Genomic DNA, 25,463 nt, shown 5'->3' on the forward strand with positions numbered 1-25,463 from the left:
TCCGACCGGATTTCACGTGTCCGGCCGTACTCAGGATCCTGTCTAGAGGACAAAAGCTTTCGGTTACGGGGTTATCACCCTCTTTGACAACGCTTCCCAACGTTTTCACCTAACTTCTATCTTGGTAACTCAACGACAGTCCTACAACCCCAGCATGCAAGCACACTGGTTTGGGCTCTTCCCGTTTCGCTCGCCGCTACTCAGGGAATCGATTTTTCTTTCTGCTCCTGCTGCTAATGAGATGTTTCAGTTCACAGCGTATTCCTTCAACTATCCTATGTATTCAGATAGTGATAGCACTTCTATGTGCTGGGTTTCCCCATTCGGAAATCTCTGGGTCATAGCGTACTTACCGCTCACCAAAGCTTATCGTAGTTAGTCACGTCCTTCATCGGCTCCTAGTGCCAAGGCATCCACCACGCGCCCTTATTCACTTAACCACAACTTTTCAGTTGGATCAGTTTTATGAGTTGGTCTTCTTTCAGACCTGCGATTAAACCGTTCTTTTTTAAAGAACTTGTGTTGTTTCTCGGTTCATTTAGATGATTCACCTCTGAATCATTTTAAAAGAATTTCTTGATTATTCAGTTTTCAATGTACTAGCTTTTGGCCAAAAGGCTTTCTTCTGGCCAATGGAGAATAGCGGGATCGAACCGCTGACCCCCTGCTTGCAAAGCAGGTGCTCTCCCAGCTGAGCTAATCCCCCATGCGCTGGTTGTGCTTCACGCACTCAAAACTAAACAAAACTTTGCACAAATCAAATTGACTCTGACGTCCCTGTAACGCTCCGATTATCCTTAGAAAGGAGGTGATCCAGCCGCAGGTTCTCCTACGGCTACCTTGTTACGACTTCACCCCAGTCATCTGTCCTGCCTTAGACGGCTCCTCCCTAAAAGGTTAGGCCACCGGCTTTGGGCATTACAAACTCCCATGGTGTGACGGGCGGTGTGTACAAGACCCGGGAACGTATTCACCGCGGCATGCTGATCCGCGATTACTAGCGATTCCGACTTCATGTAGTCGAGTTGCAGACTACAATCCGAACTGAGACGTACTTTAAGAGATTCGCTTACCCTCGCGAGTTCGCTGCTCGTTGTATACGCCATTGTAGCACGTGTGTAGCCCAGGTCATAAGGGGCATGATGACCTGACGTCGTCCCCGCCTTCCTCCGGTTTGTCACCGGCAGTCTGTCTAGAGTGCCCAACTGAATGCTGGCAACTAAACATAAGGGTTGCGCTCGTTGCGGGACTTAACCCAACATCTCACGACACGAGCTGACGACGGCCATGCACCACCTGTCACTTTGTTTCCGAAGAAAACAGCACTATCTCTAGTACCTTCAAAGGATGTCAAGACCTGGTAAGGTTCTTCGCGTTGCTTCGAATTAAACCACATGCTCCACCGCTTGTGCGGGTCCCCGTCAATTCCTTTGAGTTTCAACCTTGCGGTCGTACTCCCCAGGCGGAACACTTAATGCGTTAGCTTCGGCACTAAAGGGCGGAAACCCTCTAACACCTAGTGTTCATCGTTTACGGTGTGGACTACCAGGGTATCTAATCCTGTTTGCTACCCACACTTTCGAGCCTCAACGTCAGTTGCAGTCCAGTAAGCCGCCTTCGCCACTGGTGTTCTTCCATATATCTACGCATTCCACCGCTACACATGGAGTTCCACTTACCTCTACTGCACTCAAGTTCGACAGTTTCCAAAGCACTTCCACAGTTGAGCTGTGGGCTTTCACTTCAGACTTATCGAACCGTCTGCGCTCGCTTTACGCCCAATAAATCCGGATAACGCTCGGGACATACGTATTACCGCGGCTGCTGGCACGTATTTAGCCGTCCCTTTCTGGTATGGTACCGTCATGTAAAGATCATTTCCTACCCTTACCGTTCTTCCCATACAACAGTGCTTTACGACCCGAAAGCCTTCATCACACACGCGGCGTTGCTCCATCAGGCTTGCGCCCATTGTGGAAGATTCCCTACTGCAGCCTCCCGTAGGAGTTTGGGCCGTGTCTCAGTCCCAATGTGGCCGGTCAGTCTCTCAACTCGGCTATGCATCATTGTCTTGGTAGGCCTTTACCCCACCAACTAACTAATGCACCGCGAATCCATCAAAAAGTGGTCCAAACGGACCTTTTAACGTTTTGTCATGCGACAGCACGTTTTATACGGTATTAGCATCTGTTTCCAAATGTTATCCCCTGCTTTTCGGTAGGTTATTCACGTGTTACTCACCCGTTCGCCACTCGCTTGAAGAGCGCAAGCACTCTTCGCTGCGCGTTCGACTTGCATGTATTAGGCACGCCGCCAGCGTTCATCCTGAGCCAGGATCAAACTCTCATGTTAAAAGTTTGAAGATTGCTCTTCGATTAAACTGACTAGTTGCTATCTCTCGATAACGCCTATCCGTTTATTGTTTGTTACGAATTGACTTCGCAAATTTGTTTGTGACTACTTACCAAGTAGCCACCGTTACAGATTTGTTTGTTCAAAGTTTTGTTCAGTTTTCAATGTGCGATGCCTTGTTGGGCAACTCATTTATCTTACCTTAGCTGTGACCTAAAGTCAACAACTAATTTAGAAAGTTATTTGAGTTGCTTTGTTAGGGCAACTTGATTAGTTTATCAGGAATGTTGAAGCTTGTCAACAACTTTCTGATGAACTTTTATCAACTGCCGGTCATCTCTGACAACCAGCGCCTCGCTCGAAGCAGCTTTGCTTCGTAACGAACAATAACTAGTATAGCGCCTACCTGACTACTCGTCAATAGTTTAGCAAATAGTTTTTAACTAAAAAAACAAAAACGTTTTTTAAATAAAAAACTCTTAAATTTGTTCGAATTAAAACAAATTTAAGCGTCCATTTAGCATTCAACGTTCGGATATTAATTCAATTCCCACGTTTGTCCCTGTGGACTATCACGAACAACCAAACCAGTTATCAACAATTGATCGCGGATGGCATCCGATGTTTGAAAGTCCTTAGCAGCACGAGCCGCTGCTCGTTCTGCTAACAAAGCCTCTTGTTCTGATGTAAGAACAATCTCCTTTGTTAACTGTTCAATCCCAAAGATACCAAGCCAAGTTTGCAAACGATTGGCCAGGCACTCTAAGTCTCCTTGAGTTGCATTCTCCTGATTTTGTACTTTATTAGCGAAAGTGGTCAAATCAAAGATCACGGTAACCGCGTTCTCCGTATTAAAGTCATCATCCATCGCTTCAATAAAAGCCTCTTCCAATTCCGCTACCTGATTTTGCACCTGTTGTGAAACCTGACCAGCCGCTGCTATTCCTTTGGCAGACAAAAGCCCTTGATATGTCCGGTACAAGCGATCAAGTTCGCCTTGTGTTTGGTCCAATCGATCCGGGCTGTAAGAAATAGCGCGACGATAATTGGTTTTCGCCAAGAAGAACCGCAGACCCTGAGGATCGATATCCGTTTTCAACAAGTCGTGAATGGTAACAAAGTTCCCCAGCGACTTCGACATCTTTTCATCATTAACGTTGACAAAGCCGTTATGCAACCAATAGCGAACAAACTGCCGGTGGTGGTAGGACTCCGATTGTGCCAATTCATTGGTATGATGTGGAAAGGTCAAATCAATGCCACCAGCATGAATATCAATCGTTTCTCCTAACAGCTGGTCATTCATCACTGAGCACTCAAGGTGCCAACCAGGACGTCCCAATCCCCATGGCGATGGCCAGGCAACCACATCCGGCCGACTTTCACTCTTCCACAAGGCAAAATCCGTGGGGTCGTGCTTATCTTCTTGATCCTCTTCCCCAAGACGACCGGCAGCATTTTCCTCTAACTGTTCCATGTTCTGATGGGAAAGAGCCGTATAGTTTTTAAACTTCTTCGTTGAAAAGTAAACATTACCATTGACTTCATAGGCCTGACCCTGGTCAAGCAACCGTTCGACGAAGGCCACCATTTCTTCCATATACTCAGTGGCCCGCGGACGACTAGTGGCAGGTTTAATATTTAGTTGTCGTGTATCGGCTGCAAAAGCAGCAGCGTACTTATCAGCCACTTCCTGCTCAGTTAGACCTTCCTTCTCACCCTGAGCAATAACCTTATCACCCAAATCAGTAAAATTGGAAACGAAGTTCACTTCAAAACCGCGCCACTCCAAATAGCGCCGAATCGTGTCAAAAGCGACAGCTGATCGTGCATTACCAATATGAATGTAGTTATAAACCGTTGGTCCACACAGGTACATGGTAATTTTGCCAGCTTCTTGTGGTACAAAATCTTCTTTTTCCAGGCTGTAAGTGTTATAGACTTGGAGCATATGCAGACCTCTTTTACTTTAGTAATCGTCATGGTTTGCTCTCATTATAACAAAACCAACAAAAAACAGCACTCGAAGCTGAGTGCTGTTTCAAAACCTTAGTCGAGGTACTTGCCCTTGACATCAGCCATCGTCTTCAAGACGGCTGGCTTGTCCAACAAGACAAGCATTTCAGGTAGGTTTGGTCCCTGAATTTGATGGGTTGTCGCAATTCGGATTGGGTTCCACAAATTGCGGCCCTTAATTTCAAGATCATTTTGAATCCCACGGATGGTCGCCATATAAGTATCAGCATCGGCATCATCTGGCAAGGCAGTATAAGCCTCTTCCCAGGCAGCAAAAACCTTGCGCCCATCATCAGAAGTCAAATAGTCGACCATTTCATCCGTCACTTCGCCCAATTGAAAGAATGGTTCGCGGACCAAGTCAACAATTTGCTTGGTATAAGAAATACCGTCAACACCAGCAACTTCGATGACTTCCTTGAGCCATTCGGCACGTTTTTGAGCTTCTTCCTTTGAAATCAGACCAGCAGCAATGATTTGGTCAAAGAGCTGTGGCATAATGCGGTCCTTATCCTTACGGATCCACTGGTTGTTAATCCATTCCAACTTCTTTTGGTCGAATTTAGCATTGGCCTTTGACAAGCGGTGTTCGTCAAACATTTCCTTGAATTCTTCTAATGAGAAGATTTCGTCTTCGCCCTTTGGTGACCATCCCAACAAACCAATGAAGTTATCCATGGCTTCCGGTTGGTAACCCAATTCGCGATATTGTTCCACAAACTGCAAGACATCATTGTCACGCTTTGACAACTTCTTGCCCGTTGCGCCATTGATAATTAAGGCCATGTGACCAAACTTGGGCACATCCCAACCCAAAGCCTCATAAATCATCATTTGCTTTGGCGTGTTCGAAACGTGATCATCCCCACGCAAAACGTGCGAAATCTCCATCAAGTGGTCATCCACAACAACGGCAAAGTTATAAGTTGGCATGCCATCAGCCTTTTGGATCACCCAGTCACCGCCAACTTCTTTAGCACCGATTTCGATGTGACCCTTAACGATGTCATCCCAAGCATAGACATTTTCTTCTGGAACACGGAAACGAACAACCGGCTTCAAACCCTGAGCTTCAAAATCAGCATACTTAGCTTCGCGTTCTTCGTTGGTCAAGCCCTCATATTCGTAAACATAGTGCGGGGCTTGCTTGGCAGCCTGCTGTGCTGCTCGTTCTTCGGCTAATTGTTCAGAAGTCTTGTAAGACTTATAAGCCAATCCCTTAGCCAAGAGTTCATCGATGAATTCCTGGTAAATTCCTTGTTCATTTCGTTCTGATTGGCGGTATGGCCCATACTGACCAGGCTTATCGGGTGCTTCATCCCAATCCAAACCTAGCCATTTCAAGTTTTCCAACTGTGACTGTTCACCATTTTCAATGTTGCGCGCAGAATCGGTATCTTCGATTCGAATTACAAAAGTTCCATTGTAGTGGCGGGCAAAAAGCCAGTTAAACAACGCCGTTCGGGCGTTTCCAATGTGTAGATAGCCCGTTGGTGATGGGGCATAACGAACACGAAAGTCATCAGTCATGAATATTGTTCTCCTCAGTACAGCCTAACGCTGAAAAATTCTTCCTTAAGTATACAACAAGTCGGACAGGCTTTCAGCCCCCCCGAAAAAATCAGGATCACCTTGGTCCTGATTTCAAAATAGTTCGGTCAATAAAAGGTGCTTAACCATTCCGCCACCGAGCAACGCTGCGCACTTACTAATCGCCAAGTGCTAATTGCAATGCCTCTTTAATCGTCGTCACGCCAACCACCTCAAGACCATCGGGTAAACGCAAGCCAGCCAAGTTATTCTTGGGTACAATTGCCCGCGAAAAGCCTAACTTGGTTGCTTCCTTCAGCCGACCTTCTAAGTCGGCCACGGACCGGATTTCACCAGTCAAGCCCAACTCACCAATAAAGACGTCACTAGCCCTAGTTTCCTTATCTTGGTAGGACGAGGCAACTGCGACCGCGACCGCCAAATCGATAGCCGGCTCATCAAGCTTAACGCCACCGGCCGCCTTGAGATAGGCATCTTGGTTTTGCAGCAGAAGGTTCGCCCGCTTCTCCAAGACTGCCATAATGACCGAAACGCGGTTACGGTCTAGGCCAGTGGCCGTTCGTTGTGCATTACCAAAGACGGACGGGGTCACGAGGGCTTGAAGCTCCGCTAAAATGGGGCGGTTTCCCTCTAACGTTGCCACAATCGCCGACCCAGTTGCGCCGGCCAAGCGCTCTTCCAGAAAAATTTCGGAAGGATTAGCAACTTCAGCCAGACCCTGGTCACGCATTTCAAAAATCCCAAGCTCGTTGGTGGCCCCAAAACGGTTTTTGACCGCCCGCAGAATCCGGTACTTATAGTGGCGGTCCCCTTCAAAGTAAAGAACCGTATCGACCATATGCTCCAAAATCTTTGGACCAGCAATGGCACCATCCTTGGTCACGTGGCCGACGATGAAGACCGTGATGTTATTGGTCTTGGCAATCTGCAACAGGTCAGCCGTCACTTCTCTAATCTGAGCAACAGATCCAATTGGCGAGGTCAAATCAGGTTCCTGCATCGTCTGCACGGAATCAATCACCAAGAAGTTTGGCTTCATTTCCTCGACCTGTTTTTTCACCGCCGTCATATCGGTTTCCGGGTAAAGGTAAAATTGCTGACCACCAACCTCTAACCGGTCTGCCCGTAGCTTAACCTGTGAGGCTGACTCTTCTCCGGTCACATAGAGAACCTTGCCATGGTTGGAAAGTTCGCCTGAAACCTGGAGCAAAAGCGTTGATTTCCCAATACCAGGGTCCCCACCAATTAACACCAGGGTCCCGGCCACAACACCACCCCCAAGAACGCGGTTCAATTCCTTCAAACCCGTGGTGACCTTCGGTGTGTCCTCCAAAGAGACTTCGTTAATGGCTTGGACCTTAGCGACCTTACCGTCAATGCCGACGCGAGCCTTGCGGTTCGTCGTTTCCGGTTGGACTTTTTCTTCCACAAAAGTTCCCCACTCGCCACAGTTTGGGCAGCGACCGAGGTAGCGGGCTGAAATAAAGTCACAATTTGAACAGATAAATTGGGTTTTCGTTTTGGCCATTAGCCCTCCCCAGTTGAACCAAAGCCACCGGCACGAACAGCCTTGCTGGTCTCTTCGTCCTGGTCAGCCAGTAAATAAGGCAAGAAGATTCCCTGAGCAATTCGATCGCCCTTCTTAATCAAAACGGCTTCTTGGCTAATATTGAGGACTTGAACCATAATTTCACCCTCATTTTGTTCATTATTGTAGTAATCCGCATCAATAATTCCAACCGCGTTTGGCATCACTAGGTGTTTTTTCTTTGGTAGAGAAGACCGTGACACCAATTGCAAGTACTCATCCGCCTGCATATAAGCCTTGATACCCGTTGGGATCAAAACTGGCTTTTGCACGCCTTCTATTGATGCTGGAATGACAATATCTGTTGCTGCAGCAAAGTCATAGCCCGCTGCCCGTTCAGTGGAGCGAGCTGGCAGGGTCAAACCAGCATTTGCATACTGACTAACAATTTCAAATCCACGCTTTTTCATTCCAAACCCCTTTACATTTCCATTAATCTGGCATATAACCGACTTATTATTTAACTAATTTATTATACGTCATTCCGGTTAATTTCTAAACCGTCATATCATTTCTGGAGGTTCTGATGACTATCACTGCAAAACCAGGAGCGTTCTATTACGAAAAGGACGGCTTACGACTCGGCGAAGTTACCTACTTCGAAAATCAGGCTGAAAATAGCCTTGTTTTAAATCACACTTTCGTCGACCCCAGCCTACGCGGCCAAAATATCGCACACCAGCTGGTTGACGAAGTCGTCAAAAAGGCACGAACGGAAGGCAAACTCGTCCAGCCGGCCTGCCGGTACGCTGCCGTTTTATTCCGCCGCTTCCGTGACGAATACCAAGACGTTGCCGCGACAAGCCAATTCAATCAAAAGTAGTCTGGCTGGCAAGGGTCTCCCCCAGCAATTAAAGGAACCGGGGTCAGGATAACGGTTGGTCTCATTTGCAGACGGGCTCTGCAATAAAAGATGACAAAAGTAAGATAAAGAAAAACCTCATTATTAATACAAAACCGACCAAGATGATTGGAAAAGTAGGACTTAATCCAACCATCCTGGCCGGTTTTTTGGAGCAATCAACCATAGCACAAGTGATACACCAATCGGTCGAGTAACCGTCACCAATCCGATTGGCCTTTTTAACGGGTTCGCAATCGAAAGCAAACACCCGCATATTGCAGGGATTACAGGATTTGATCCACCTCAACACTTCTGATCAACAAAAAAAGGCCCAGCCGCAACCTTTGCGACCAGACCTCTAATTGAAGAGCAATTACTTTGCTGATTTTTCATCAGCCTTTGCATTGTCATCTTCTTCAATAGCTGAAATGACAACCTTGCCATCAACCAAGTCAGCTGATAATGCCTTCTTACCAGGGTTATCCAAGTAGAAATCAGTTACTTGATCACGAATCTGTTGCTCAATTACTCGACGTAATGGACGAGCACCGAGGGCTTCATCATAACCATCTTCAATCAAGTGTTCCTTAACACCATCAGAAATCCGCAGCGTCAAATCCTTCTTAGCCAAGGTCTTATCCACATCTGCCAACATCAAGTCAACGATTTGCTTCAAATCCTCCTTCGTCAAAGCTGAGAACTCAACCACACCGTTGAACCGGTTCAAGAATTCTGGACGGAAGAACTTGGACAACCGGTCCATTAAGTCACCGTTTTCCACATCCTTGTTACCGAATCCGGCATTTGACGTGGCAATAACCACAGTGTTCTTGAAGTTAACCACGTTTCCTTGACCATCCGTCAAGCGACCATCATCCAAGACCTGCAAGAGCAGGGTCAAGACTTGTGGGTTAGCCTTTTCAATTTCATCTAACAAGACGATCGAGTAAGGATTACGACGAACCTTTTCTGTCAAAGTGTTGCTATTGTCATCATAACCAACATAACCGGCTGTTGCACCAATTAACTTTGACACAGCTGTCAAATCAGAATACTCTGACATATCCAAACGGATAATGGAATCCTTTGAACCGAAGAGGTCCTGGGCTAACTGCTTTGCCAATTCCGTCTTACCAACACCAGTTGGTCCAACGAAAAGGAACGAACCAATTGGTCGGTTTCCTTCGTCGAATCCGGCACGGTTTCGACGAATGGCACGGGCAACAAGGTCAACGGCCTCATCTTGACCAATAACCTTCCCTGCCAAACGCTTGTCGATTTGCTTCAAGTGTTCAATATCAGAAGCACCCATCTGTGAAACTGGGATACCCGTCAAACGTTCAACGGCTTGGGCCACGTCATTTGGCGTTGCCTTAATCTTTTCAACATTCTTAGCAGAATCTAACTGCTTTTGAACGTCAGCAATTTCGTTCTTAACCTTCAAAGCCTTCTCATAGTCTTCTTGACCAACTGCATCTTCTTGGTCCTTCTTCAAATTAGCTAATTTCTTTTCCAAAGAAACCTTGTCAGTTGCTGGGTTCTTAGCTGACAAGTGGGCAGCCGTCATATCAATTAAATCGATGGCCTTGTCAGGCAATGACCGTTGTGGAATATACTGCACTGAGTAATCCACAGCTGCTTGCAAAACATCCTTTGGTAGTTCAACATTGTGGTGCTTCTCGTAAAGGGGCGCAATCCCTTCCAAAATCTTCAATGTATCTGCTGCTGAAGGAGCATTGACCTTGACTTCGTTAAATCGACGAGCCAAAGCAGCATTCTTCAAAATCGTGTTCCGGTACTCATCTTGAGTCGTTGCACCAATCAATGATAATTCGCCACGTGACAAAGCTGGCTTCAAAATGTCGGCCAAGCCCTTACCACCATCTTCGCCGCCAGTTGAACCGGCACCAAGAATCTGATGAATTTCATCGAAGAACAAGACTACGTTACCAGCATTCTTGACTTCATCGACTAACTTCTGCACGTTTTCTTCAAAGGCACCGCGGTATTGTGTACCAGCCTCCAAAGCTGAAATATCAATTGAATAAATCTGCTTGTCCTGGATAGCTGCTGGCACATCCCCGGCGGCAATGGCCTGAGCTAATCCTTCAATCACAGCAGTCTTACCAACACCGGCATCCCCGACCAAGACAGGGTTATTCTTAGTCCGACGACTCAAAATCTCGGCTGTTTCTTGAATTTCCTTGTTCCGACCAATAACTGGATCAAGCAAACCATCCTTGGCTTCTTGGGTCAAGTTGCGACCTAATTTAGCTAACATACCATCTTGCTTAATTTGTCCCGGCTTGACGTCCTGAGGACGACCGTTACCTGCAGTTTGACCAGGTTGTCCACCATTTGGTAACTGACCAGTTTGCCGATATTGTGCAAACTCCTCTGGCGTCACTTCCCGTCCGTTAATTAAATAACGACGGTTTTCTGAGTTCAAACCATTCAAGTTACCCATCATACTATCAAAGATATTGTTCATATCTGAGTTAAATCCGTTGTTAAATGCATCGTTTTGATTTGCCATAAATTAATATACCTTCCTCTTTATATAAATTTACTTTCCTTTCGAAATTGGCAGTGTCATCTCAACCGTCGGATTTCGAATCCCGTTTGCTTCTAACGTATGATTCTTGATCTGGATCAGGTTTTTGATAACCGTGTTCCAATTCCTTTAGCACTTGCCACATTTCCATTTGCTGGGCCCGGGCTAAGGCATCTAAATCTCTTATATTTAGTGAAGTTGCTTGGCTCTGATCTTTATTGAAAGACCGATGAATCGTCGTATAACCGTAACCGGATTCTTTTGAAACCCGGTAAATTGTCAACGACTTATCCACCAAATAAGCCTTAATGTTAAAACGGACCATGCTGATCACCCCAGTTTTGATATCTCTTTTCTAACATTTTCTTCCACCTCCACATTTATTATTATAACACATATATGTTATAACACAAGTATGATATATATTTTTTTTGATTTTTTGATTAAAATAGAGTAGTCGCCTTAGAGCCAAGCGGTTATGGCTATAATGATTCCAGTAAAATAAAAAAACTATTTTCCTATAAAAGGGGTGCCGAATGGCCAACCAGCGTTACGAAATTGAAATTCCAGAAGAGGCCGTCAATGACCTCGACTTATCTGACGGAGCTCAACTAGGCCTCGTCGTCAATGATGCCTCTTTAACTTTGACACCGGTCCTGACTGAAACTAATAAACAAGAACTCTCAATCAGGCGGTTTTTGGTGCCATCCTTCTTAGCCACCATTGCCTTTGCCTTTTGGATTTTATGGCAAAAAGACCCCTTAATCCCCCTTACCGGCGAAAGCTCGCTAGCAACAGCCGTCATTTTCCTTGGTGAAATCACCGGTATCGGTTCCTTTATCCGTCTTCACCTACAAAATATCCGCCAAGAGAAGGACCCAATTAAAAAGAAAACAGATATGCGCCTAGCGCCAACCCTCTTTTTTTCAATTGCTCTGATTCAGGCATTTGCAGCCATCGCCTTTTTTTGGGCGATTGGCTACCTCTTCCAATCGGCGATTTTTGACCGCCTAACGGCGACCATTCTCTTTTTCATTTTTGTCAGTATCGTCAACTATTTGATGGTTTACTCTGCCACACTGATTTCGACCCCCTTTATGATGGCCTTGTTAATTATCACTATCGTCTGTGGTGTCCTAGTGGCCATGGTGACCAATTCAAGGCTTTTATGGTGGCAGCATAATTTTTCCTTTTTAGGAACGGCCAAGGCCCACTTTTCATGGACTTTTAACGCCACATTAATTATTGCCGGTATCCTCTGGGGAACTTTAATTGACTACCTGTTTGTTCCGATTCAAAAGCGTTACAAACAACACCGACGCCTATCAATCTTGCGTACCTTTTTGACTTTCGATGCCCTCTGCTTGTTGGCTATTGGCGCTTTGCCGAACAATCCCGGATTCTTGCATATCGCTCATGATACGGCAGCCAACCTATTGATTGTTGGTACGGGTAGTCCCATGCTCTTGATTTACTGGCTTTTGCCCAATGCTAACCGCGAATTTAAGCTCTTTTCATTAGGAACCGCCCTCAGTATGGTGGTCACCGCTTTTCTCTTCTACGGGATTCGCTACCTGTCTTTGACCGCCTTTGAGATCATCATTTTAGGCCTTGGTATTTCTTGGCTCTTGCTTTTAATGCAAAATATTCATATGCTGTACGAAACGAAGTCTCAATCGTACCAAGTCACGCTCAAATCCATTGAATAAAATCAGAACCCGCTTTTGTACCATGAAAAGGAATGACAACGATGTCAACAGAAAAAAATAACACTCATCAAAAAGGCCCCGGTCGGTCAAAGATTTCAGTCCGTAATCAAGGGCAGAACACCCCTCCCCGCCCAAACCGTTACTCAAAAAATCAGGGGAACCGCTCCAGCCGTGACCAACCCGTTGAGGTCAAAATTGGGCAAAAGTTCCCGTTAACCATCAAACGTCTTGGCATCAATGGTGAGGGGATTGGTTATTTCAAGCGCAAGATTGTCTTTATCCCCGGAGCCTTGCCTGGCGAGGTTGTCACCGCTAAGGTAACTGACTTTACCGACAGATATATTGAAGCAAAGGTCATCACGATCCGCGAAAAAAGCCCCGACCGAGTAGTACCGGAGGATCGGGCTGCCGACTTAGTTGGTGGCTTTGAACTAGCCCACCTTTCTTACCCGGCCCAACTGGCATTTAAGAAAGACCTGATTTTGCAGGCCCTTGAAAAGTTCCAACCAAAGGGCTTTGCCCACTATCAAATCAACGACACAATCGGGATGGCCGTTCCCTACCACTACCGCAATAAGGCTTCTTTACCAATCCGCAAAATTAAGGGTGAGGTTAAGTTAGGTTTGTACAAGCGTGGCACCCACGATATCGTCGACTTACCAACGATTGCTACCCAAGATGAAACATCAATGACCATTGTACGTCAGGTCAAAAAAATCCTCTCCGACGCTTCCGTTTCCTTTTATAATGAAGTCAAGAACACCGGTCTGATCAAAACTATTATTGTTCGTGCCAACCAAGCAGGCCAAGCGCAACTAGTTTTGGTAACGAATGTCGAAGAATTTCCTGGCCGTCTAGCGGTTATCGATGCCCTAACGGAAAAGATGCCTGCGCTGACTGGTATTTTCCAAAATATTAACTTTGGTAAAACATCGCTGATTTGGGGTGACGAGACCATCAAACTTTGGGGCGATGACTATCTTCACGAGGAAATCCTAGGACTAAACTTTGCCTTTTCCCCACGGGCATTCTTGCAACTAAACCACGAGCAAATGACCAAGACCTACGAAATCGCGATTAAGGCCTTGGACCTTAACAAGGAAGACACCCTAGTCGATGCCTATTCAGGGGTGGGAACGCTTGGATTATCAATGGCCTTCTTCGTCAAGGAAGTCCGCGGAATGGAAGTTATTCCAGAGGCTGTCGCAGATGCTCGCTTAAACGCTGCAGCAAACGGTATCGAAAATGCCTTTTACGAGGTCGGAACGGCCGAAAAAGTCTTCCCGAAGTGGGCACAAGAAGGCTTCGCGCCAACAGCCGTGGTTGTCGATCCACCACGACCAGGCTTGGATGCTGCCTTTAAAAGAGCATTACTCAAAACAAAACCCCAAAAATTAGTCTATATTTCTTGTAACCCATCGACACTAGCTCGCGACTTGGCAGACCTCGATGCTGCCTATCAAGTTGACTTTATTCAGCCAATTGATATGTTTCCGCAAACTCCCCGTTGGGAGGGTGTCGTGAAGCTGTCACTAAAATAAAAAGATGAGAACGAGCCGTTTGATTTAGCTGGTCTTTCTTTTATAATGAAAATAATTTAATTTTTTATCTTTTGGAAAGGCGGATCTTTCTATGTACCACCGCGATGGACGCTATTTTGAATTAAGTTGGCGACAGATTTACTTTTATTTTTTGCTTTCACTAATCCTCGACGCCCTTGGAAACGGTCTCTCCGTGGCAACAAACCTGGGTTCCGCTCCGTGGACTGCCGGCGCAGCCAATTTGGCCCACGTTACCGGAGCACCCATTTCGCTTTACCTGGCAGCAACGACTGTTCTGGTTGCGATTGCCAATATCTTTTTAGCTAAAAAGTTTGTTTTCAAGCGCTTCCTCGGTAATATTATCTTTGGTCTCCTTTTTTCCTTTTTAGCCGGCTTTTTCAATACCATTTTTGTGCAACTAGGGGTCCGAACAGTGTCACTGTGGCTCCGCATCCCACTCGATCTTTTTGGTGTTGCCGTCGTTGGGATCGCCATTTCGATTTACCAACGGGTTAACTTCATTCTTCATCCAATCGATGATATGACTAATATCCTGCGCTTTTCCTATTTCCGGGGCTCCGCCCCCAAAGCGCAAATTTCAAACTTTATCTTTGCCATCGGCATCTCTTTAGCCTGTTGGGCATACTCAGGCAGTATCGTCTCGATTAACATCGGAACAGCTGTTTCTTTCTTCCTACAAGGACAAATCATCGCTTGGTCCGACAATCTCATCTTCCCACACCTTGTCCACGGCAATATGGATTTAACCCACAAGGATATCCCAGTCCAAAACAAGGATTAAAAATCAGACTCAAAAACAAAAAGGCACCCACGTTCGAAATCGAACGTGAGTGCCTTTTAAGTTTATTGGCAAAAAACAGCAAAAGTCGTCTGACAGCTAATGCCAAAACCGCTTTAGGATTGGGTTTGACTTGATTTATGCTTTTATTTACAAGGAATCAGCTGGCGTAGTTTGCTTGCTCTGTGATGCAAAGAATTGTTGGCCAATTTGAGTCACAATTCGATTGTTCAAAACTAAATAAGTTAAGACTAATTGGATTGGGAAGAAAATCAATTGCTTTGGCAATCTTGCTGACAACATCGCCGTAAAGACAGACCATGAATGTTGTGGTGAATACATTACCATCAAGGCAAAGGTGTTCACCAAGAAGTTAACCACAAAGGTGATTAGCAAAACGGCCACGAGAATTTTACCCCAGTGAACGGTCTTCGTTAATGGCTGCTGGTAGAAGAATCCCCCATAAATGATTCCAGCAAGTACAACGCCAACGGCCATAATCGGTGACCAAGCGCCGTGGGCCACAAAAAAAGTCACATTAACGAAGTCTAGTAAGACCATCACCAACATTGTCCAGATTGGACCGAAGAACCGGCCCATCAAAGACGATGCCAAAAAGACAAAAGAAACCTTGATGGTTGGTGTCAGCATAACTGAAAACTTACCGATCACCAACGATAGGGCCATTAAGACCGCTAACAAAACGAGCTGTTGGATCGATAAAGAAGACAGCCCCCACTTCTTGAAAACTGTGTGCTTGTTCATATTCTTGAACCTCCTAAAGGAGCGTTCACCGGGTTGGTGAATGCGAAACCCGTACCGCACATAAATGTTTCGTCAGTGGCTCACATTCCGTTTCCACTGCACTTAACGCACGGGTTCCTACCCCATATTTATTTTTTTGCCAACTATTATTTTATTAAAGAATTTTTATTCCGTAATAAAACGAACAATCAACGCTATATATTATATCACGTTCGCTTGTAATAATTCAAAGAAAAAGTGTACCGCTGCCTGAACCTTAAAATAAGGGCAAATCAGTGGGACGGTTTTTGTTAATCTACCCTTGCTTACTGATCTTTATTAGGGGCAGCAGCTCTTTTCACCAGCTAAAGAGTCGATTATTACTACCAGCGGTCGCATCAAAAAAGTCGGTACAATTCCGGCATCGATCCAGGATCGTTCCACTTCTTCAATACAACTGAGGAAATTGATATGATTTATTATGTTCCTTTATCGCGAGATAATAAAAATATAAATTTTATTGTATTAGCTGCGAGGAAGACTAAACTTAAGAAAACTAGGAGTCCCATAACAGAAAACAAAGTGTACTAAAAACAACGATAAATCAAAAAAAGCCTCATCCAAAAGATGATGGCTTCCTTACTTGATTGACTTTTTAATTCTATTTAACTGGTGTCAAAATTATTTTAATATTCGGATCAGTGATAAAGGTCATCGATACATGTAGCAGACGATCTTTTTCAATATCAATAATTCCTGAACTAGGTCCCGCTTCTGAACCACCTGTTGTTTGGTACAAGGTGACATTATAATTATCTTTTTCAGTTGAATTTGGGATTGTCTGCTGGTCATACGTCAATAGAGTTATCAGCAACATTGATCCAGCTTTTGATGTTGGCATTGCTGATTGTGGGGTTAACTCCCCCTCATAAGTTACTTTATACTTTCCGGTTGGGATTTGCGTCACTGGCAGGTAATTGCCTGGATTGGTAATGACATAACTGTCCCCTTGCTTTTTTAAGGGACTAAACTTCGCCGGTGTAAAGATTAATTTTTTCCCTGCTTCCAAATTAAAAGGTTCATAATCATTTACCAGATGTCCATATTCATCTTTCAAACTCGTTGCGCTGTCGCCCCAATACTGCGAATCACCACCCTCGATATGAACATCATAAAATCCAGCATGATATCCTAGCTGCTTTGCATTTTTTTGAGAAGATGGACCATTAAGAGTAAAAGCTTTAGCAGGGTTATTTGATTTCGTTACAGTTTTTCCCGCGTTATTTTTGCTAACAGTGGGAACATAGCGTTTTCCCTCGCCCTTACTCATTTGTTTATGAACATAGTTAAAAAGAACAGCACCAAACAATGCTAATATAATCACTGCAAAGATGATTCTTGTCACTAATTTACTATTACGCATTCACTACTCGCCCTTCTGCCATATCAATTACTTTATCTGCTAGCACACTTAAGTCCTCTGGATTATGACTAGCCAAGATAATACTAGCCCCCCTCCTCTTCTCTTCTTCAAAAATAGCTCTCATCAATTTAACACCTTCCAAATCAATCGCGTTGGTCGGTTCATCAAGTAAGATTAATTTTGGCTGTTCAAAAATAGCTTGAGCAATGGCCGCACGCTGCTTCATCCCTAATGAATACTGGCGCACTTTACGACGGTCATCTGGATCTAGTCCAACACGAGCAATTGCTTCATCAATCATTTCATCAGTGGCAACTTTCTTGATTTTAGCTAGTAACTGTAAATTTTTTCTTAATGTAAAATCTGGTAGCACGTTATTACTTTCAATTAGTAAGCCTAAATCTTTTGGAAAATCAATCTCCTGATGCAGCAATTGACCATTAATGCTGATTGAACCCTGATCTAAATGAATCAAGCCTGCAATAGCACGTAATAACATGGTCTTACCCGCACCATTTCGACCACGAAGTCCATATATTTTGCCATCATCAAATGTTAAATTAATATTATCTAGCACAATTTTTTTATCAAGGGATTTAATCGCCCCTTCAATTTGAATCATGTTTATTCCTTTCCATAATAATCCTGATGCCTTACTTGGACGCTCTGCCACCAAAATAAAAACAATACAACAACTAGCAAACTAGCAACTTGCCAAAAGGAAGTTGTCTTTTGAAACACCAATGGCCCTAAAAATTTTAATTGTTGACTACCCAAAACAGCTCCTAAGATCAGAAAAGTTATCAGTAAAATTGCGTAACCTGCATCGAATCGTGACTCAAGTACCAAATAGATCATTAGTATAAATGCGTAAGAGGACGCTAAACTAAGCGTTTCTGATACATAAAAATGGCCTATCCATAACTGATCACCTAAACAAAGCAACATCACAGGTAATAAAACAATGCCTAATGATTGAAAATATATCCTAATCAATAAAGTTTCAACATGACGAATACGGATTATTCGATTTAAATAAGCACCACTTTGCCAAATAGTCATTGTACCCATAATAGTTACTATTGGTACTACTAGTAAGGCAAAATAAGTCAATTTAACCAAAAGGATTCGAGTACTGTTATCAACAAAATAAACTGGCAGGCCACCCATCTGTGTATACAAAAGCGTTTGAAATAGTAAGATCATAATCATAGTGGCTGCAAAATACATTTTTATATCTACGCGAACCATTCCCATCTCCAAACGAATCGTTTAATAACTGACTTTTGGTATGCTAAAATGCTTAACATTATCAAGACACTAAAAATAGTACTAAGAACAACAGACATGGTAGTACTTGTGGATAAAAATAGCGTTGTTTGTGTATCCACAAAAATAGACTGTTTTAATGGCCAAAGATAGTGCAAAGACGTGGTGACAACAATCAGAACCGTTAGGGCAAGCATTAATATATTCTTCTGCCAACGACTGTATAAAATCAAAACAAGGTAAATAATAATTAATAACCACAACCCAGATAACAACATTTGGCACGACCAAAAAGTGATAAAGCGACTGATTTGAGAAAAGTTTGGGCGTAAATAACCCAATCTGCTAAAGGGCACAAGGTAAAATAACAAAGAAAAGTTCAAGATTAAATAATTCGTTCTCTTAATAATTAATTTTCCTAATTCTCCCCTTCTATTCAAGCGCACGGCCGCTTGCAGTGATGGTCGATAATTATTTGACCAATAGATTAAGGCCATAACAGCAAAAAAAGTTTGCCAAGCTAAATTTTGAAAGTAGTTACCATAAATAACTTCATATTCAACAAAATCTGTATAACTAGTTGATGCCCAGTTAATGTTGATTAAATAAAAGATGGCCATAATAAATAAAATTGCAGCAGTTGATAACCAAATTTTCCGTTCATATCTCATCGTAATTCTCCAAAACGACGCCAATAATAAATCACAATATTGATGACTAACATTGTCAGCAATAATGTCACCCAACTATTAATCCAATCCGGTAAATATATTAGGTAAGCAAAAGTTTGCAGTAATCCACCAATGTTAAATAACTGAGTTCCCAGCAAAACTGAACTTAATACAACCAGGGCCAAAACTTGATAAAAACTATTAAAAATTAAGGTTAACGACACCATTAATACAGTAGTCATTATCACTGCTAGTAGGAAAAGAAAAAAATACAAGAAAAAAGTAACCACTGGATGTTCTAATTGCCACCACAAAAAATGATACTTTTCTAAATTAGGAATTCGACTACGATCATCTAACAATCTCATCTGACCACTAAATGTACGAAAATCAAATAGGTGAATCACCATCACAATCAACAAATTCACTAACAGTGGGACTGAAAATAAAATCGCACCAGCAATGCCAGCAGCATAATAATGCCCGCGAATATATTTTGCAAGGCCAACACGGCTGACAACATTGTAGGACTGACCAGAAGAAAAATCGCTTGATAAAGCGAAACCAACGCCTAAAAGAAGCCAAACTGGAAATAATCCTAACAAGAAAAATGTCAATAAATGACCGTATGGTCCAGCAACACTACTAGCCATAAATGTATTTAACCAAAAATTTGTAGCTAGTGAATTACCACTCAAAACAACAACATGCTGAATAGCATCTGTAGTAGTAATGGCTGTCATGATTAACATCACAAACCAAAATCGTTTTGTTTGTAAGATTCGTTGAAGACTATACTTTAACATTTAATTACCACACTTGATGATTCCAGCTTCCCGATACCCGAGGGAATACGGAAGTTGTCCATTCAGGGTTAAACATCACCATTCGAACATTCGTTTGACTTGCATTACTATAGGTAGTTGTGTAAACATATGGATACGCTGGACCAGTATATGCCGTTGCCAATGGAGAAGCAGCAGCCGCATTCTTTTGCCCTATCAAATAGGCACTATAGTAAGAGCCATTCCCTTCATCAGAATTATAAACACCGAGACCCCAAGGATTTGACGTTGATGTGGTACTTCTATAGTGGGCACTAGTTACCGATTCACCTTGACGTGTGCCCAAAGTAAACCAGAAGCCTTCCCAAAAACCAGAAGCCGAAGCAACAGTGGGTGCGCTAACACTTAGCAACAGTGCGCCAACTAATACAAATATACTCAACTTACTCTTAATACTTTTCGCGTTCATAGCTACCTTCTTTCTTTCTAAAAAGCATTCTAATTAAAAGCTTAGTTTAGAATATATCATATAGTTAAATTAATTACAAACTATGGATTGTAAAAAAGGCACCAACTAACCACTAACATTTTTTGTTTTTACATAGAATTGTGGTTATTTTTTCGAACATTTATTCCACACATTTGTTCCAAAGTTTTCTATTTCATTCCAAGCCTCACAGGATCTAGAAACACTTTTCCTAGTTAAATAACTCGTCTCCCAAGCGTACATCAGACATATTTTGAATTTTTTCAACAAGCAATCACTAAAAGTGCTAATTCTCTCTTAAAAATACCCGAATGGACTAGTAACATGCTATGAACCGTAAAAGTAGCGCCTGTCATTAAATAAGTAAACTAAAAAGACTGACGTCCGAAATATTTAAATCGGTGTCAGTCTTTTTAGTTTGCTCTTAATTTAATTTGATGGTATTTCGGCTTACATCTTTGCTTCCAGTTCAACATTTGGATACTTATCCTTGAACCAGTTCAATGCAAAGTTATTTTCAAATAAGAAGACGGGACGGTCATAGCGATCCTTGACCAACAGGTTCCGCGATGAAGCCATCTTTTCGTCCACTTGGTCTGGGTCAATCCATCGGGCAACCTTTGAACCGATCGGCTCAAATTGAATTTCAACGTTATACTCATTTTCCATTCGGAATTTGAACACTTCAAATTGCAATTGGCCAACTGCACCAAGAATATACTCGCTTGAGTTCCATGACTTATAAAGCTGAATTGTTCCTTCTTGGACCAATTGGGTGATGCCCTTGTGATATGACTTTTGCTTCATCACATCCTTAGCAATCACTTTATTAAAATACTCCGGCGTAAACGTGGGTAAATCAGGGAAACGGACAGCTTTCTTACCAGCAAAGATTGTATCACCGATTTGGAAATTCCCGGTATCATAGACACCGATAATATCACCCGGAACGGCGCCCTGCACATTTTCCCGTTCCTCTGCCATGAACTGGGTCACATTGGCCAAACGGAGCTTCTTGCCCGTTCTTTCCAGCGTAACATCCATACCACGCTCAAAGGCACCGGAAACAATTCGTACAAAGGCAATCCGATCACGGTGACGGGGATCCATGTTTGCCTGAATCTTAAAGACAAAACCAGTAAACTCGTGATTATCCGGTTCAATCACCTGGTCATCAACCGTCGTGACCGGTGCTGGCATTGGTGCATAGGCCAAGTATTCCCGCAAAAATTCGGTTACACCAAAATTTGCTAAGGCCGAACCAAAGAAAACCGGCGTTAACTGACCCGTGGCAACCGCTTTTTCGTCAAATTGGTTACCCGCATCTTCCAACAATTCAACTTCATCCAAGCCCTCTTGGCGAACTTCTGGATGATCAGCTGCGTTCTTAAAGGGGATCAGTTCCTTTTGCTTCAAGTCATAGATGCCCTGCAAAATTTGGCCAGAACCAATCGGCCAATTCATTGGGTAAGCTTGAATGCCCAGGATACTTTCTAATTCGTCCACCAAATCCAATGGTGACCGGGCATCACGATCAATCTTGTTAAAGAATGTAAAGACAGGGATGCCGCGTTTGGAAACAATTTCAAAGAGCTTCTTGGTTTGTGGCTCAATTCCCTTTGCAGCATCAACAACCATCACAACCGAATCAACGGCCATCAGTGTTCGGTAAGTATCTTCCGAGAAATCTTCGTGCCCAGGAGTATCCAAAATGTTGATGCGTTTGCCCTCATAGTCAAACTGCAAGACAGAAGAGGTAACCGAAATACCACGTTGTTGTTCAATGGCCATCCAGTCCGACGAAGCCATCTTCTTCGCTCCGCGGCCCTTAACCGTTCCAGCCTCACGGATCACACCACCGTGAAGAAGTAGTTGTTCCGTTAAGGTTGTTTTTCCCGCATCGGGATGGGAAATGATGGCGAATGTCCGCCGATTTTGTAATTCTTGTTCAAAGTTTTCCATAATAACTTATTTTACATGAAAAAAGCGCTCAGGGCTAGGGCTGAGCGCAGAAACATCTGCTTTCAGTTTATCCTGAAACGCTTTTTTAATTTAAACAATTTAAGTTAGAGAATAATGTGAACGTAAAGTAGCCGGGTTTACTGCTGTTCCGCCTTGTACTGTTCAGCTTCCGCTGGGGTTGCCAAGACAAAGTGGCCCGGTTCAACCTCAACCATCTTTCGTTCCTGACCATCCTTTTCAAAACTGGCATCGTACGGCTTAATCACACGTTGCTTTTCAACAATCGGATCAGGTTCAGGCACGGCCGAAAGCAAGCTCTTGGTATATGGGTGCAATGGATGGTTATAAACTTCATCCGCAGTACCCAATTCAACCAACTTTCCCCAGTGCATCACACCAATTCGGTCAGAGATATACTTGACCATGGCCAAATCATGAGCAATAAAAAGGTAAGTCAACTTGTTTTGCTTTTGTAAATCAGCCAATAAGTTGACAACCTGAGCCTGAACAGAAACGTCCAAGGCCGAAATTGGTTCATCGGCAATGATAAACTTGGGCTGAACGGCCAACGCACGGGCGATTCCAATCCGTTGCTTCTGTCCACCAGAGAATTCGTGTGGGTATCGTGAGGCGTGGTCCTTGTTCAAGCCAACCAACTTCAACAATTCCAATACTTTCGCTTCTCGTTCGGCCCGCTTCTTGCTGTAACCGACTTGGTCAAGACCCTCACCAATGATATCCTCAACTCGCAAACGGCCGTTCAATGAGGCCTGTGGGTCTTGGAAAATCATTTGCGCTTGCTTACGGAAGTCCTTCATGCCCTGTTTTTTCAACTGGCCCAAATCTTGACCATCAAAAGTAATGGTCCCTGAATCTTGGTTGTAAAGCTTCAAAATCGTCCGACCAATGGTCGTCTTTCCTGAGCCGGATTCCCCAACCAAGCCAAAGGTTTCACCTTCATAAATATCGAAAGAAATCTCATCAATTGCCTTGGTGGCATTGCTCTTACCAGCATTAAAAGTCAGGTTTAAGTCCTTAATCTCAACTAATTTCTTTGCATCTGAATTTTGCATTACTTGGCCCCCTCATTTTCTAAGGTCTGCCAAAATGCTTGGCGACGTTGAATCTCAAGTGGTGGTGTTACCTTTGGTGCCCGGTCATCTAAGAGCCATGTGGCTGCAAAATGAGTTGGTGACACTTCAAAGAGTGGTGGCTGTTTTTCATGATCGATTGCCAAACCATAAACGTTTCGGTCTGCAAAAGCGTCACCCTTTGGTGGGTAAAGCAAGTCCGGTGGCGTACCTGGGATGGCCTGTAAGGTACCAGACTCAGTCTTCGTTGATGGCATTGAACCCAACAACCCCCATGTATAAGGATGTTGTGGATTATAGAAGACTTCGTTCACCAGTCCGGTTTCAACAATCTTACCGGCATACATAACGGCCACCCGATCAGCAATCCCGGCCACAACACCCAAATCATGGGTGATAAAGATAATGGCCGTGTTATTCTTCTTTTGCAACCTCTTCAAAACTTGTAAAATCTGGGCTTGAATCGTCACATCCAAAGCAGTTGTTGGTTCATCGGCAATCAAGACCTTTGGATCAGCGGCCAAAGCAATAGCGATCACAGCCCGCTGGCGCATGCCACCAGACCATTGGTGAGGATAATCATTGATGTGTTCCTCGGCATTTGAAATCCCAACATCCTTCATGAGCTGCAAAGCCTTTTCCAGTGCTTCAGCCTTTTCAACTTCATGGTGCTTCATGATTGGTTCAGCAATTTGGTTGCCAATCTTCATCGTTGGATCTAATGATGTCATTGGATCCTGGAAAACCATTGCAACTTCAGAACCACGATAACTTTCCCATTCTTTTTCAGACAACTTGGCCAAATTCTTACCATTGTAAAGAATTTGACTTTCTTCACCTAATTCAGCGTTCTGAGCATTGAGACCGAGGAGGGTCTTTGTCGTCACTGATTTACCAGAACCGGATTCCCCAACAATCGCGATGGTTTCGCCAGCATTTAAATCAAAATTAACGCCTCGAATCGCCTGGATTTTTCCAGCATAAGTGTTAAAGTCCACGCGGAGGTCTTTTACTTGTAAAATTGGTGCTGCCATGAAGGCCTCCTTATTCATCTGCCATCTTTGGATCAAAGGCATCACGCAACCCGTCACCCAAAAGGATGAAGGCCAAGGATACCAAGACCAAGACAATCGATGGAATCAAAATTTGATATGGGTAGTATTGCAACATGTTCTGTCCATCAGTAATCAACGTTCCAAGTGAGGCAGTTGGTGCCTTAACACCCAAGTTGATGGCTGACAAAACAGCTTCGAACATAATAGCTGCTGGAATCGTCATCATGATTTGCACGATGATTGTTCCAGACATGTTTGGCACCAAATGCTTCAAAGCAATCTTCGGTCCGGACTCACCCAAGGTCTTGGCAGCCAAGACGAAGTCACGTTCTTTGTAAGTCAAAGTTAAGTTACGAACCTGACGGGCCATTCCGGTCCAACTGGTCAAAGCGATGGCCAAAATAATTGACCAAATACTGGACCCAAAGAGCATGGCCAAGAGGGTCACAACCACTAAGTTCGGAATTGCTGAAATCACTTCAATGACACGTTGTAAGGTGGTGTCAACCCATCCACCAAGCCAACCAGAAACCAAGCCATAACTAACACCAATCAAAAGGTCGATTGCTGTCGCTACGATGGCAATAAAGAGTGAAATTCTCAAACCAACCGTTACACGCTTGGCCACTGAACGACCAAGGTTATCCGTTCCCAAGAGGTAGTTTTGATCGACCCCATTCTTTTCATAAACATCCGTTGCGTCTACCGCCCCAGGGATTGTCGTCTTCCCATCCCAGCCGGGGATTGGTAAACCAGATTTTGGTGGCAAATTCTTATATTTAGAACCAGCATTAGTATTAAAATCGTTTGCAGAATTTTGACTAACTACCGGCACTGAAATCAAAGCGTAAAGCATGACCAAAACCAAGAAAATTAAACTAACAACTGCTAATTTATTCTTACGAAGACGACGCCAAACGCTTTGCCAAGTCGACAAGGCAGGCTTCACGATGTTTTCGCTGGCCGACTTATCTTCAATCCCAACGAGGGAAAATTCATTTTGTACTTCTTCCATGTTCTCC

General features: G+C 43.8%; 21 protein-coding genes, 1 tRNA gene, 2 rRNA genes and 1 riboswitch (1 of these 25 only partly in view). Of the genes, 4 read left to right on the forward strand and 20 right to left on the reverse strand.

Annotated elements, in window-relative coordinates; all coding sequences use genetic code 11:
* From ACSYSR_RS02520 to dut, 7 genes are all read right to left on the reverse strand, one after another.
* Positions 1-440 (reverse strand): 23S ribosomal RNA (locus ACSYSR_RS02520); it reaches 2,466 nt to the left of the window's first position.
* Between the two features lie 193 nt (positions 441-633).
* A tRNA-Ala gene (locus ACSYSR_RS02525) sits at positions 634-706 on the reverse strand.
* Positions 707-801: 95 nt separating this feature from the next.
* A 16S ribosomal RNA gene (locus ACSYSR_RS02530) occupies positions 802-2,352 on the reverse strand.
* The 16S and 23S rRNA genes sit together here with 1 tRNA gene alongside, the layout of an rRNA operon.
* A 538-nt stretch (positions 2,353-2,890) precedes the next feature.
* Positions 2,891-4,303: a cysteine--tRNA ligase gene (gene cysS, locus ACSYSR_RS02535; protein ID WP_489816228.1), complete on the reverse strand. Its 1,413-nt coding sequence runs from the start codon at positions 4,301-4,303 to the stop codon at positions 2,891-2,893.
* Positions 4,304-4,401: 98 nt separating this feature from the next.
* Positions 4,402-5,898 carry a glutamate--tRNA ligase gene (gene gltX / locus ACSYSR_RS02540; RefSeq protein WP_252774378.1) on the reverse strand — a complete coding sequence of 499 codons (1,497 nt, stop codon included), beginning with the start codon at positions 5,896-5,898 and terminating at the stop codon, positions 4,402-4,404.
* 178 nt (positions 5,899-6,076) lie between these two features.
* Positions 6,077-7,447: a DNA repair protein RadA gene (gene radA / locus ACSYSR_RS02545; RefSeq protein ID WP_489816227.1), complete on the reverse strand. Its 1,371-nt coding sequence runs from the start codon at positions 7,445-7,447 to the stop codon at positions 6,077-6,079.
* Positions 7,447-7,917 carry a dUTP diphosphatase gene (gene dut / locus ACSYSR_RS02550; RefSeq protein WP_252774380.1) on the reverse strand — a complete coding sequence of 157 codons (471 nt, stop codon included), beginning with the start codon at positions 7,915-7,917 and terminating at the stop codon, positions 7,447-7,449. Before dut ends, radA begins: the two co-directional genes overlap by 1 nt.
* Positions 7,918-8,033: 116 nt before the next feature.
* Here dut and ACSYSR_RS02555 point away from each other — a divergent pair, with 116 nt between their 5' ends.
* Complete coding sequence (locus ACSYSR_RS02555; RefSeq protein WP_489816226.1) at positions 8,034-8,330, forward strand: GNAT family N-acetyltransferase; 297 nt, start codon at positions 8,034-8,036, stop codon at positions 8,328-8,330.
* 394 nt (positions 8,331-8,724) lie between these two features.
* Here the strand turns inward: ACSYSR_RS02555 and ACSYSR_RS02560 are convergent, their stop codons facing one another.
* Both ACSYSR_RS02560 and ACSYSR_RS02565 read right to left on the reverse strand, forming a co-directional pair.
* Positions 8,725-10,887 carry an AAA family ATPase gene (locus ACSYSR_RS02560; RefSeq protein WP_252774382.1) on the reverse strand — a complete coding sequence of 721 codons (2,163 nt, stop codon included), beginning with the start codon at positions 10,885-10,887 and terminating at the stop codon, positions 8,725-8,727.
* 61 nt (positions 10,888-10,948) lie between these two features.
* Positions 10,949-11,230 (reverse strand): transcriptional regulator, encoded by a 282-nt coding sequence (locus tag ACSYSR_RS02565; protein WP_252774383.1) that lies wholly within the window; start codon positions 11,228-11,230, stop codon positions 10,949-10,951.
* Positions 11,231-11,441: 211 nt separating this feature from the next.
* Here ACSYSR_RS02565 and ACSYSR_RS02570 point away from each other — a divergent pair, with 211 nt between their 5' ends.
* The 3 genes from ACSYSR_RS02570 to ACSYSR_RS02580 all read left to right on the forward strand — a co-directional run bounded on the left by ACSYSR_RS02570 (position 11,442) and on the right by ACSYSR_RS02580 (position 14,957).
* Positions 11,442-12,614, forward strand: a complete 1,173-nt coding sequence (locus ACSYSR_RS02570) for a DUF998 domain-containing protein (protein WP_489816225.1) — start codon at positions 11,442-11,444, stop codon at positions 12,612-12,614.
* Positions 12,615-12,655: 41 nt separating this feature from the next.
* Entirely contained in the window at positions 12,656-14,155 is a 1,500-nt protein-coding gene (rlmD, locus tag ACSYSR_RS02575) for a 23S rRNA (uracil(1939)-C(5))-methyltransferase RlmD (RefSeq protein WP_489816224.1), read from the forward strand.
* 91 nt (positions 14,156-14,246) lie between these two features.
* Complete coding sequence (locus ACSYSR_RS02580) at positions 14,247-14,957, forward strand: DUF6198 family protein (protein WP_489816223.1); 711 nt, start codon at positions 14,247-14,249, stop codon at positions 14,955-14,957.
* 147 nt (positions 14,958-15,104) lie between these two features.
* Here ACSYSR_RS02580 and ACSYSR_RS02585 read toward each other — a convergent pair whose 3' ends face one another.
* The 11 genes from ACSYSR_RS02585 to ACSYSR_RS02635 all read right to left on the reverse strand — a co-directional run bounded on the left by ACSYSR_RS02585 (position 15,105) and on the right by ACSYSR_RS02635 (position 25,456).
* On the reverse strand, positions 15,105-15,719 hold the full coding sequence (locus tag ACSYSR_RS02585; RefSeq protein WP_252774387.1) for a folate family ECF transporter S component: 615 nt from the start codon (positions 15,717-15,719) through the stop codon (positions 15,105-15,107).
* Between the two features lie 32 nt (positions 15,720-15,751).
* Positions 15,752-15,846: riboswitch (THF riboswitch) on the reverse strand.
* Positions 15,847-16,359: 513 nt separating this feature from the next.
* The gene (locus ACSYSR_RS02590) at positions 16,360-17,121 is read right to left on the reverse strand and encodes a hypothetical protein (RefSeq protein WP_489816222.1); all 762 of its coding nucleotides are present in this window, start codon (positions 17,119-17,121) and stop codon (positions 16,360-16,362) included.
* The gene (locus ACSYSR_RS02595; protein WP_489816221.1) at positions 17,114-17,743 is read right to left on the reverse strand and encodes an ABC transporter ATP-binding protein; all 630 of its coding nucleotides are present in this window, start codon (positions 17,741-17,743) and stop codon (positions 17,114-17,116) included. Before ACSYSR_RS02595 ends, ACSYSR_RS02590 begins: the two co-directional genes overlap by 8 nt.
* 2 nt (positions 17,744-17,745) lie before the next feature.
* Positions 17,746-18,372: a hypothetical protein gene (locus ACSYSR_RS02600; RefSeq protein ID WP_489816220.1), complete on the reverse strand. Its 627-nt coding sequence runs from the start codon at positions 18,370-18,372 to the stop codon at positions 17,746-17,748.
* The gene (locus ACSYSR_RS02605; protein ID WP_489816219.1) at positions 18,360-19,061 is read right to left on the reverse strand and encodes a hypothetical protein; all 702 of its coding nucleotides are present in this window, start codon (positions 19,059-19,061) and stop codon (positions 18,360-18,362) included. Before ACSYSR_RS02605 ends, ACSYSR_RS02600 begins: the two co-directional genes overlap by 13 nt.
* Positions 19,058-19,804: a hypothetical protein gene (locus tag ACSYSR_RS02610; RefSeq protein ID WP_489816218.1), complete on the reverse strand. Its 747-nt coding sequence runs from the start codon at positions 19,802-19,804 to the stop codon at positions 19,058-19,060. Before ACSYSR_RS02610 ends, ACSYSR_RS02605 begins: the two co-directional genes overlap by 4 nt.
* 67 nt (positions 19,805-19,871) lie before the next feature.
* Complete coding sequence (locus tag ACSYSR_RS02615; protein ID WP_489816217.1) at positions 19,872-20,315, reverse strand: DUF2712 domain-containing protein; 444 nt, start codon at positions 20,313-20,315, stop codon at positions 19,872-19,874.
* 468 nt (positions 20,316-20,783) lie between these two features.
* Positions 20,784-22,295, reverse strand: coding sequence for a peptide chain release factor 3 (locus ACSYSR_RS02620; RefSeq protein WP_252774388.1), 1,512 nt, complete (start codon positions 22,293-22,295; stop codon positions 20,784-20,786).
* Positions 22,296-22,432: 137 nt separating this feature from the next.
* A complete protein-coding gene (locus ACSYSR_RS02625; RefSeq protein WP_252774389.1) occupies positions 22,433-23,368 on the reverse strand; it encodes an ABC transporter ATP-binding protein in 936 nt (311 codons plus the stop codon).
* Positions 23,368-24,420, reverse strand: a complete 1,053-nt coding sequence (locus tag ACSYSR_RS02630; RefSeq protein ID WP_489816216.1) for an ABC transporter ATP-binding protein — start codon at positions 24,418-24,420, stop codon at positions 23,368-23,370. Before ACSYSR_RS02630 ends, ACSYSR_RS02625 begins: the two co-directional genes overlap by 1 nt.
* Positions 24,421-24,430: 10 nt before the next feature.
* A complete protein-coding gene (locus ACSYSR_RS02635; protein ID WP_489816215.1) occupies positions 24,431-25,456 on the reverse strand; it encodes an ABC transporter permease in 1,026 nt (341 codons plus the stop codon).
* Positions 25,457-25,463: the final 7 nt, after the last annotated feature.

Source organism: Fructobacillus sp. ESL1096, from assembly GCF_058511985.1.

Excerpts from the sequence above, each read along its gene's own strand:
- ACSYSR_RS02605 (WP_489816219.1), bottom strand. The coding sequence starts at position 19,061 with ATGAGATATGAACGGAAAATTTGGTTATCAACTGCTGCAATTTTATTT.
- ACSYSR_RS02565 (WP_252774383.1), bottom strand. The coding sequence starts at position 11,230 with ATGGTCCGTTTTAACATTAAGGCTTATTTGGTGGATAAGTCGTTGACA.
- ACSYSR_RS02570 (WP_489816225.1), top strand. The coding sequence starts at position 11,442 with ATGGCCAACCAGCGTTACGAAATTGAAATTCCAGAAGAGGCCGTCAAT.
- ACSYSR_RS02555 (WP_489816226.1), top strand. The coding sequence starts at position 8,034 with ATGACTATCACTGCAAAACCAGGAGCGTTCTATTACGAAAAGGACGGC.
- ACSYSR_RS02600 (WP_489816220.1), bottom strand. The coding sequence starts at position 18,372 with ATGGTTCGCGTAGATATAAAAATGTATTTTGCAGCCACTATGATTATG.
- dut (WP_252774380.1), bottom strand. The coding sequence starts at position 7,917 with ATGAAAAAGCGTGGATTTGAAATTGTTAGTCAGTATGCAAATGCTGGT.
- ACSYSR_RS02585 (WP_252774387.1), bottom strand. The coding sequence starts at position 15,719 with ATGAACAAGCACACAGTTTTCAAGAAGTGGGGGCTGTCTTCTTTATCG.
- ACSYSR_RS02590 (WP_489816222.1), bottom strand. The coding sequence starts at position 17,121 with ATGCGTAATAGTAAATTAGTGACAAGAATCATCTTTGCAGTGATTATA.
- rlmD (WP_489816224.1), top strand. The coding sequence starts at position 12,656 with ATGTCAACAGAAAAAAATAACACTCATCAAAAAGGCCCCGGTCGGTCA.
- ACSYSR_RS02615 (WP_489816217.1), bottom strand. The coding sequence starts at position 20,315 with ATGAACGCGAAAAGTATTAAGAGTAAGTTGAGTATATTTGTATTAGTT.
- ACSYSR_RS02580 (WP_489816223.1), top strand. The coding sequence starts at position 14,247 with ATGTACCACCGCGATGGACGCTATTTTGAATTAAGTTGGCGACAGATT.
- ACSYSR_RS02625 (WP_252774389.1), bottom strand. The coding sequence starts at position 23,368 with ATGCAAAATTCAGATGCAAAGAAATTAGTTGAGATTAAGGACTTAAAC.
- ACSYSR_RS02595 (WP_489816221.1), bottom strand. The coding sequence starts at position 17,743 with ATGATTCAAATTGAAGGGGCGATTAAATCCCTTGATAAAAAAATTGTG.
- ACSYSR_RS02630 (WP_489816216.1), bottom strand. The coding sequence starts at position 24,420 with ATGGCAGCACCAATTTTACAAGTAAAAGACCTCCGCGTGGACTTTAAC.
- gltX (WP_252774378.1), bottom strand. The coding sequence starts at position 5,898 with ATGACTGATGACTTTCGTGTTCGTTATGCCCCATCACCAACGGGCTAT.
- cysS (WP_489816228.1), bottom strand. The coding sequence starts at position 4,303 with ATGCTCCAAGTCTATAACACTTACAGCCTGGAAAAAGAAGATTTTGTA.
- ACSYSR_RS02635 (WP_489816215.1), bottom strand. The coding sequence starts at position 25,456 with ATGGAAGAAGTACAAAATGAATTTTCCCTCGTTGGGATTGAAGATAAG.
- radA (WP_489816227.1), bottom strand. The coding sequence starts at position 7,447 with ATGGCCAAAACGAAAACCCAATTTATCTGTTCAAATTGTGACTTTATT.
- ACSYSR_RS02620 (WP_252774388.1), bottom strand. The coding sequence starts at position 22,295 with ATGGAAAACTTTGAACAAGAATTACAAAATCGGCGGACATTCGCCATC.
- ACSYSR_RS02610 (WP_489816218.1), bottom strand. The coding sequence starts at position 19,804 with ATGACAGCCATTACTACTACAGATGCTATTCAGCATGTTGTTGTTTTG.
- ACSYSR_RS02560 (WP_252774382.1), bottom strand. The coding sequence starts at position 10,887 with ATGGCAAATCAAAACGATGCATTTAACAACGGATTTAACTCAGATATG.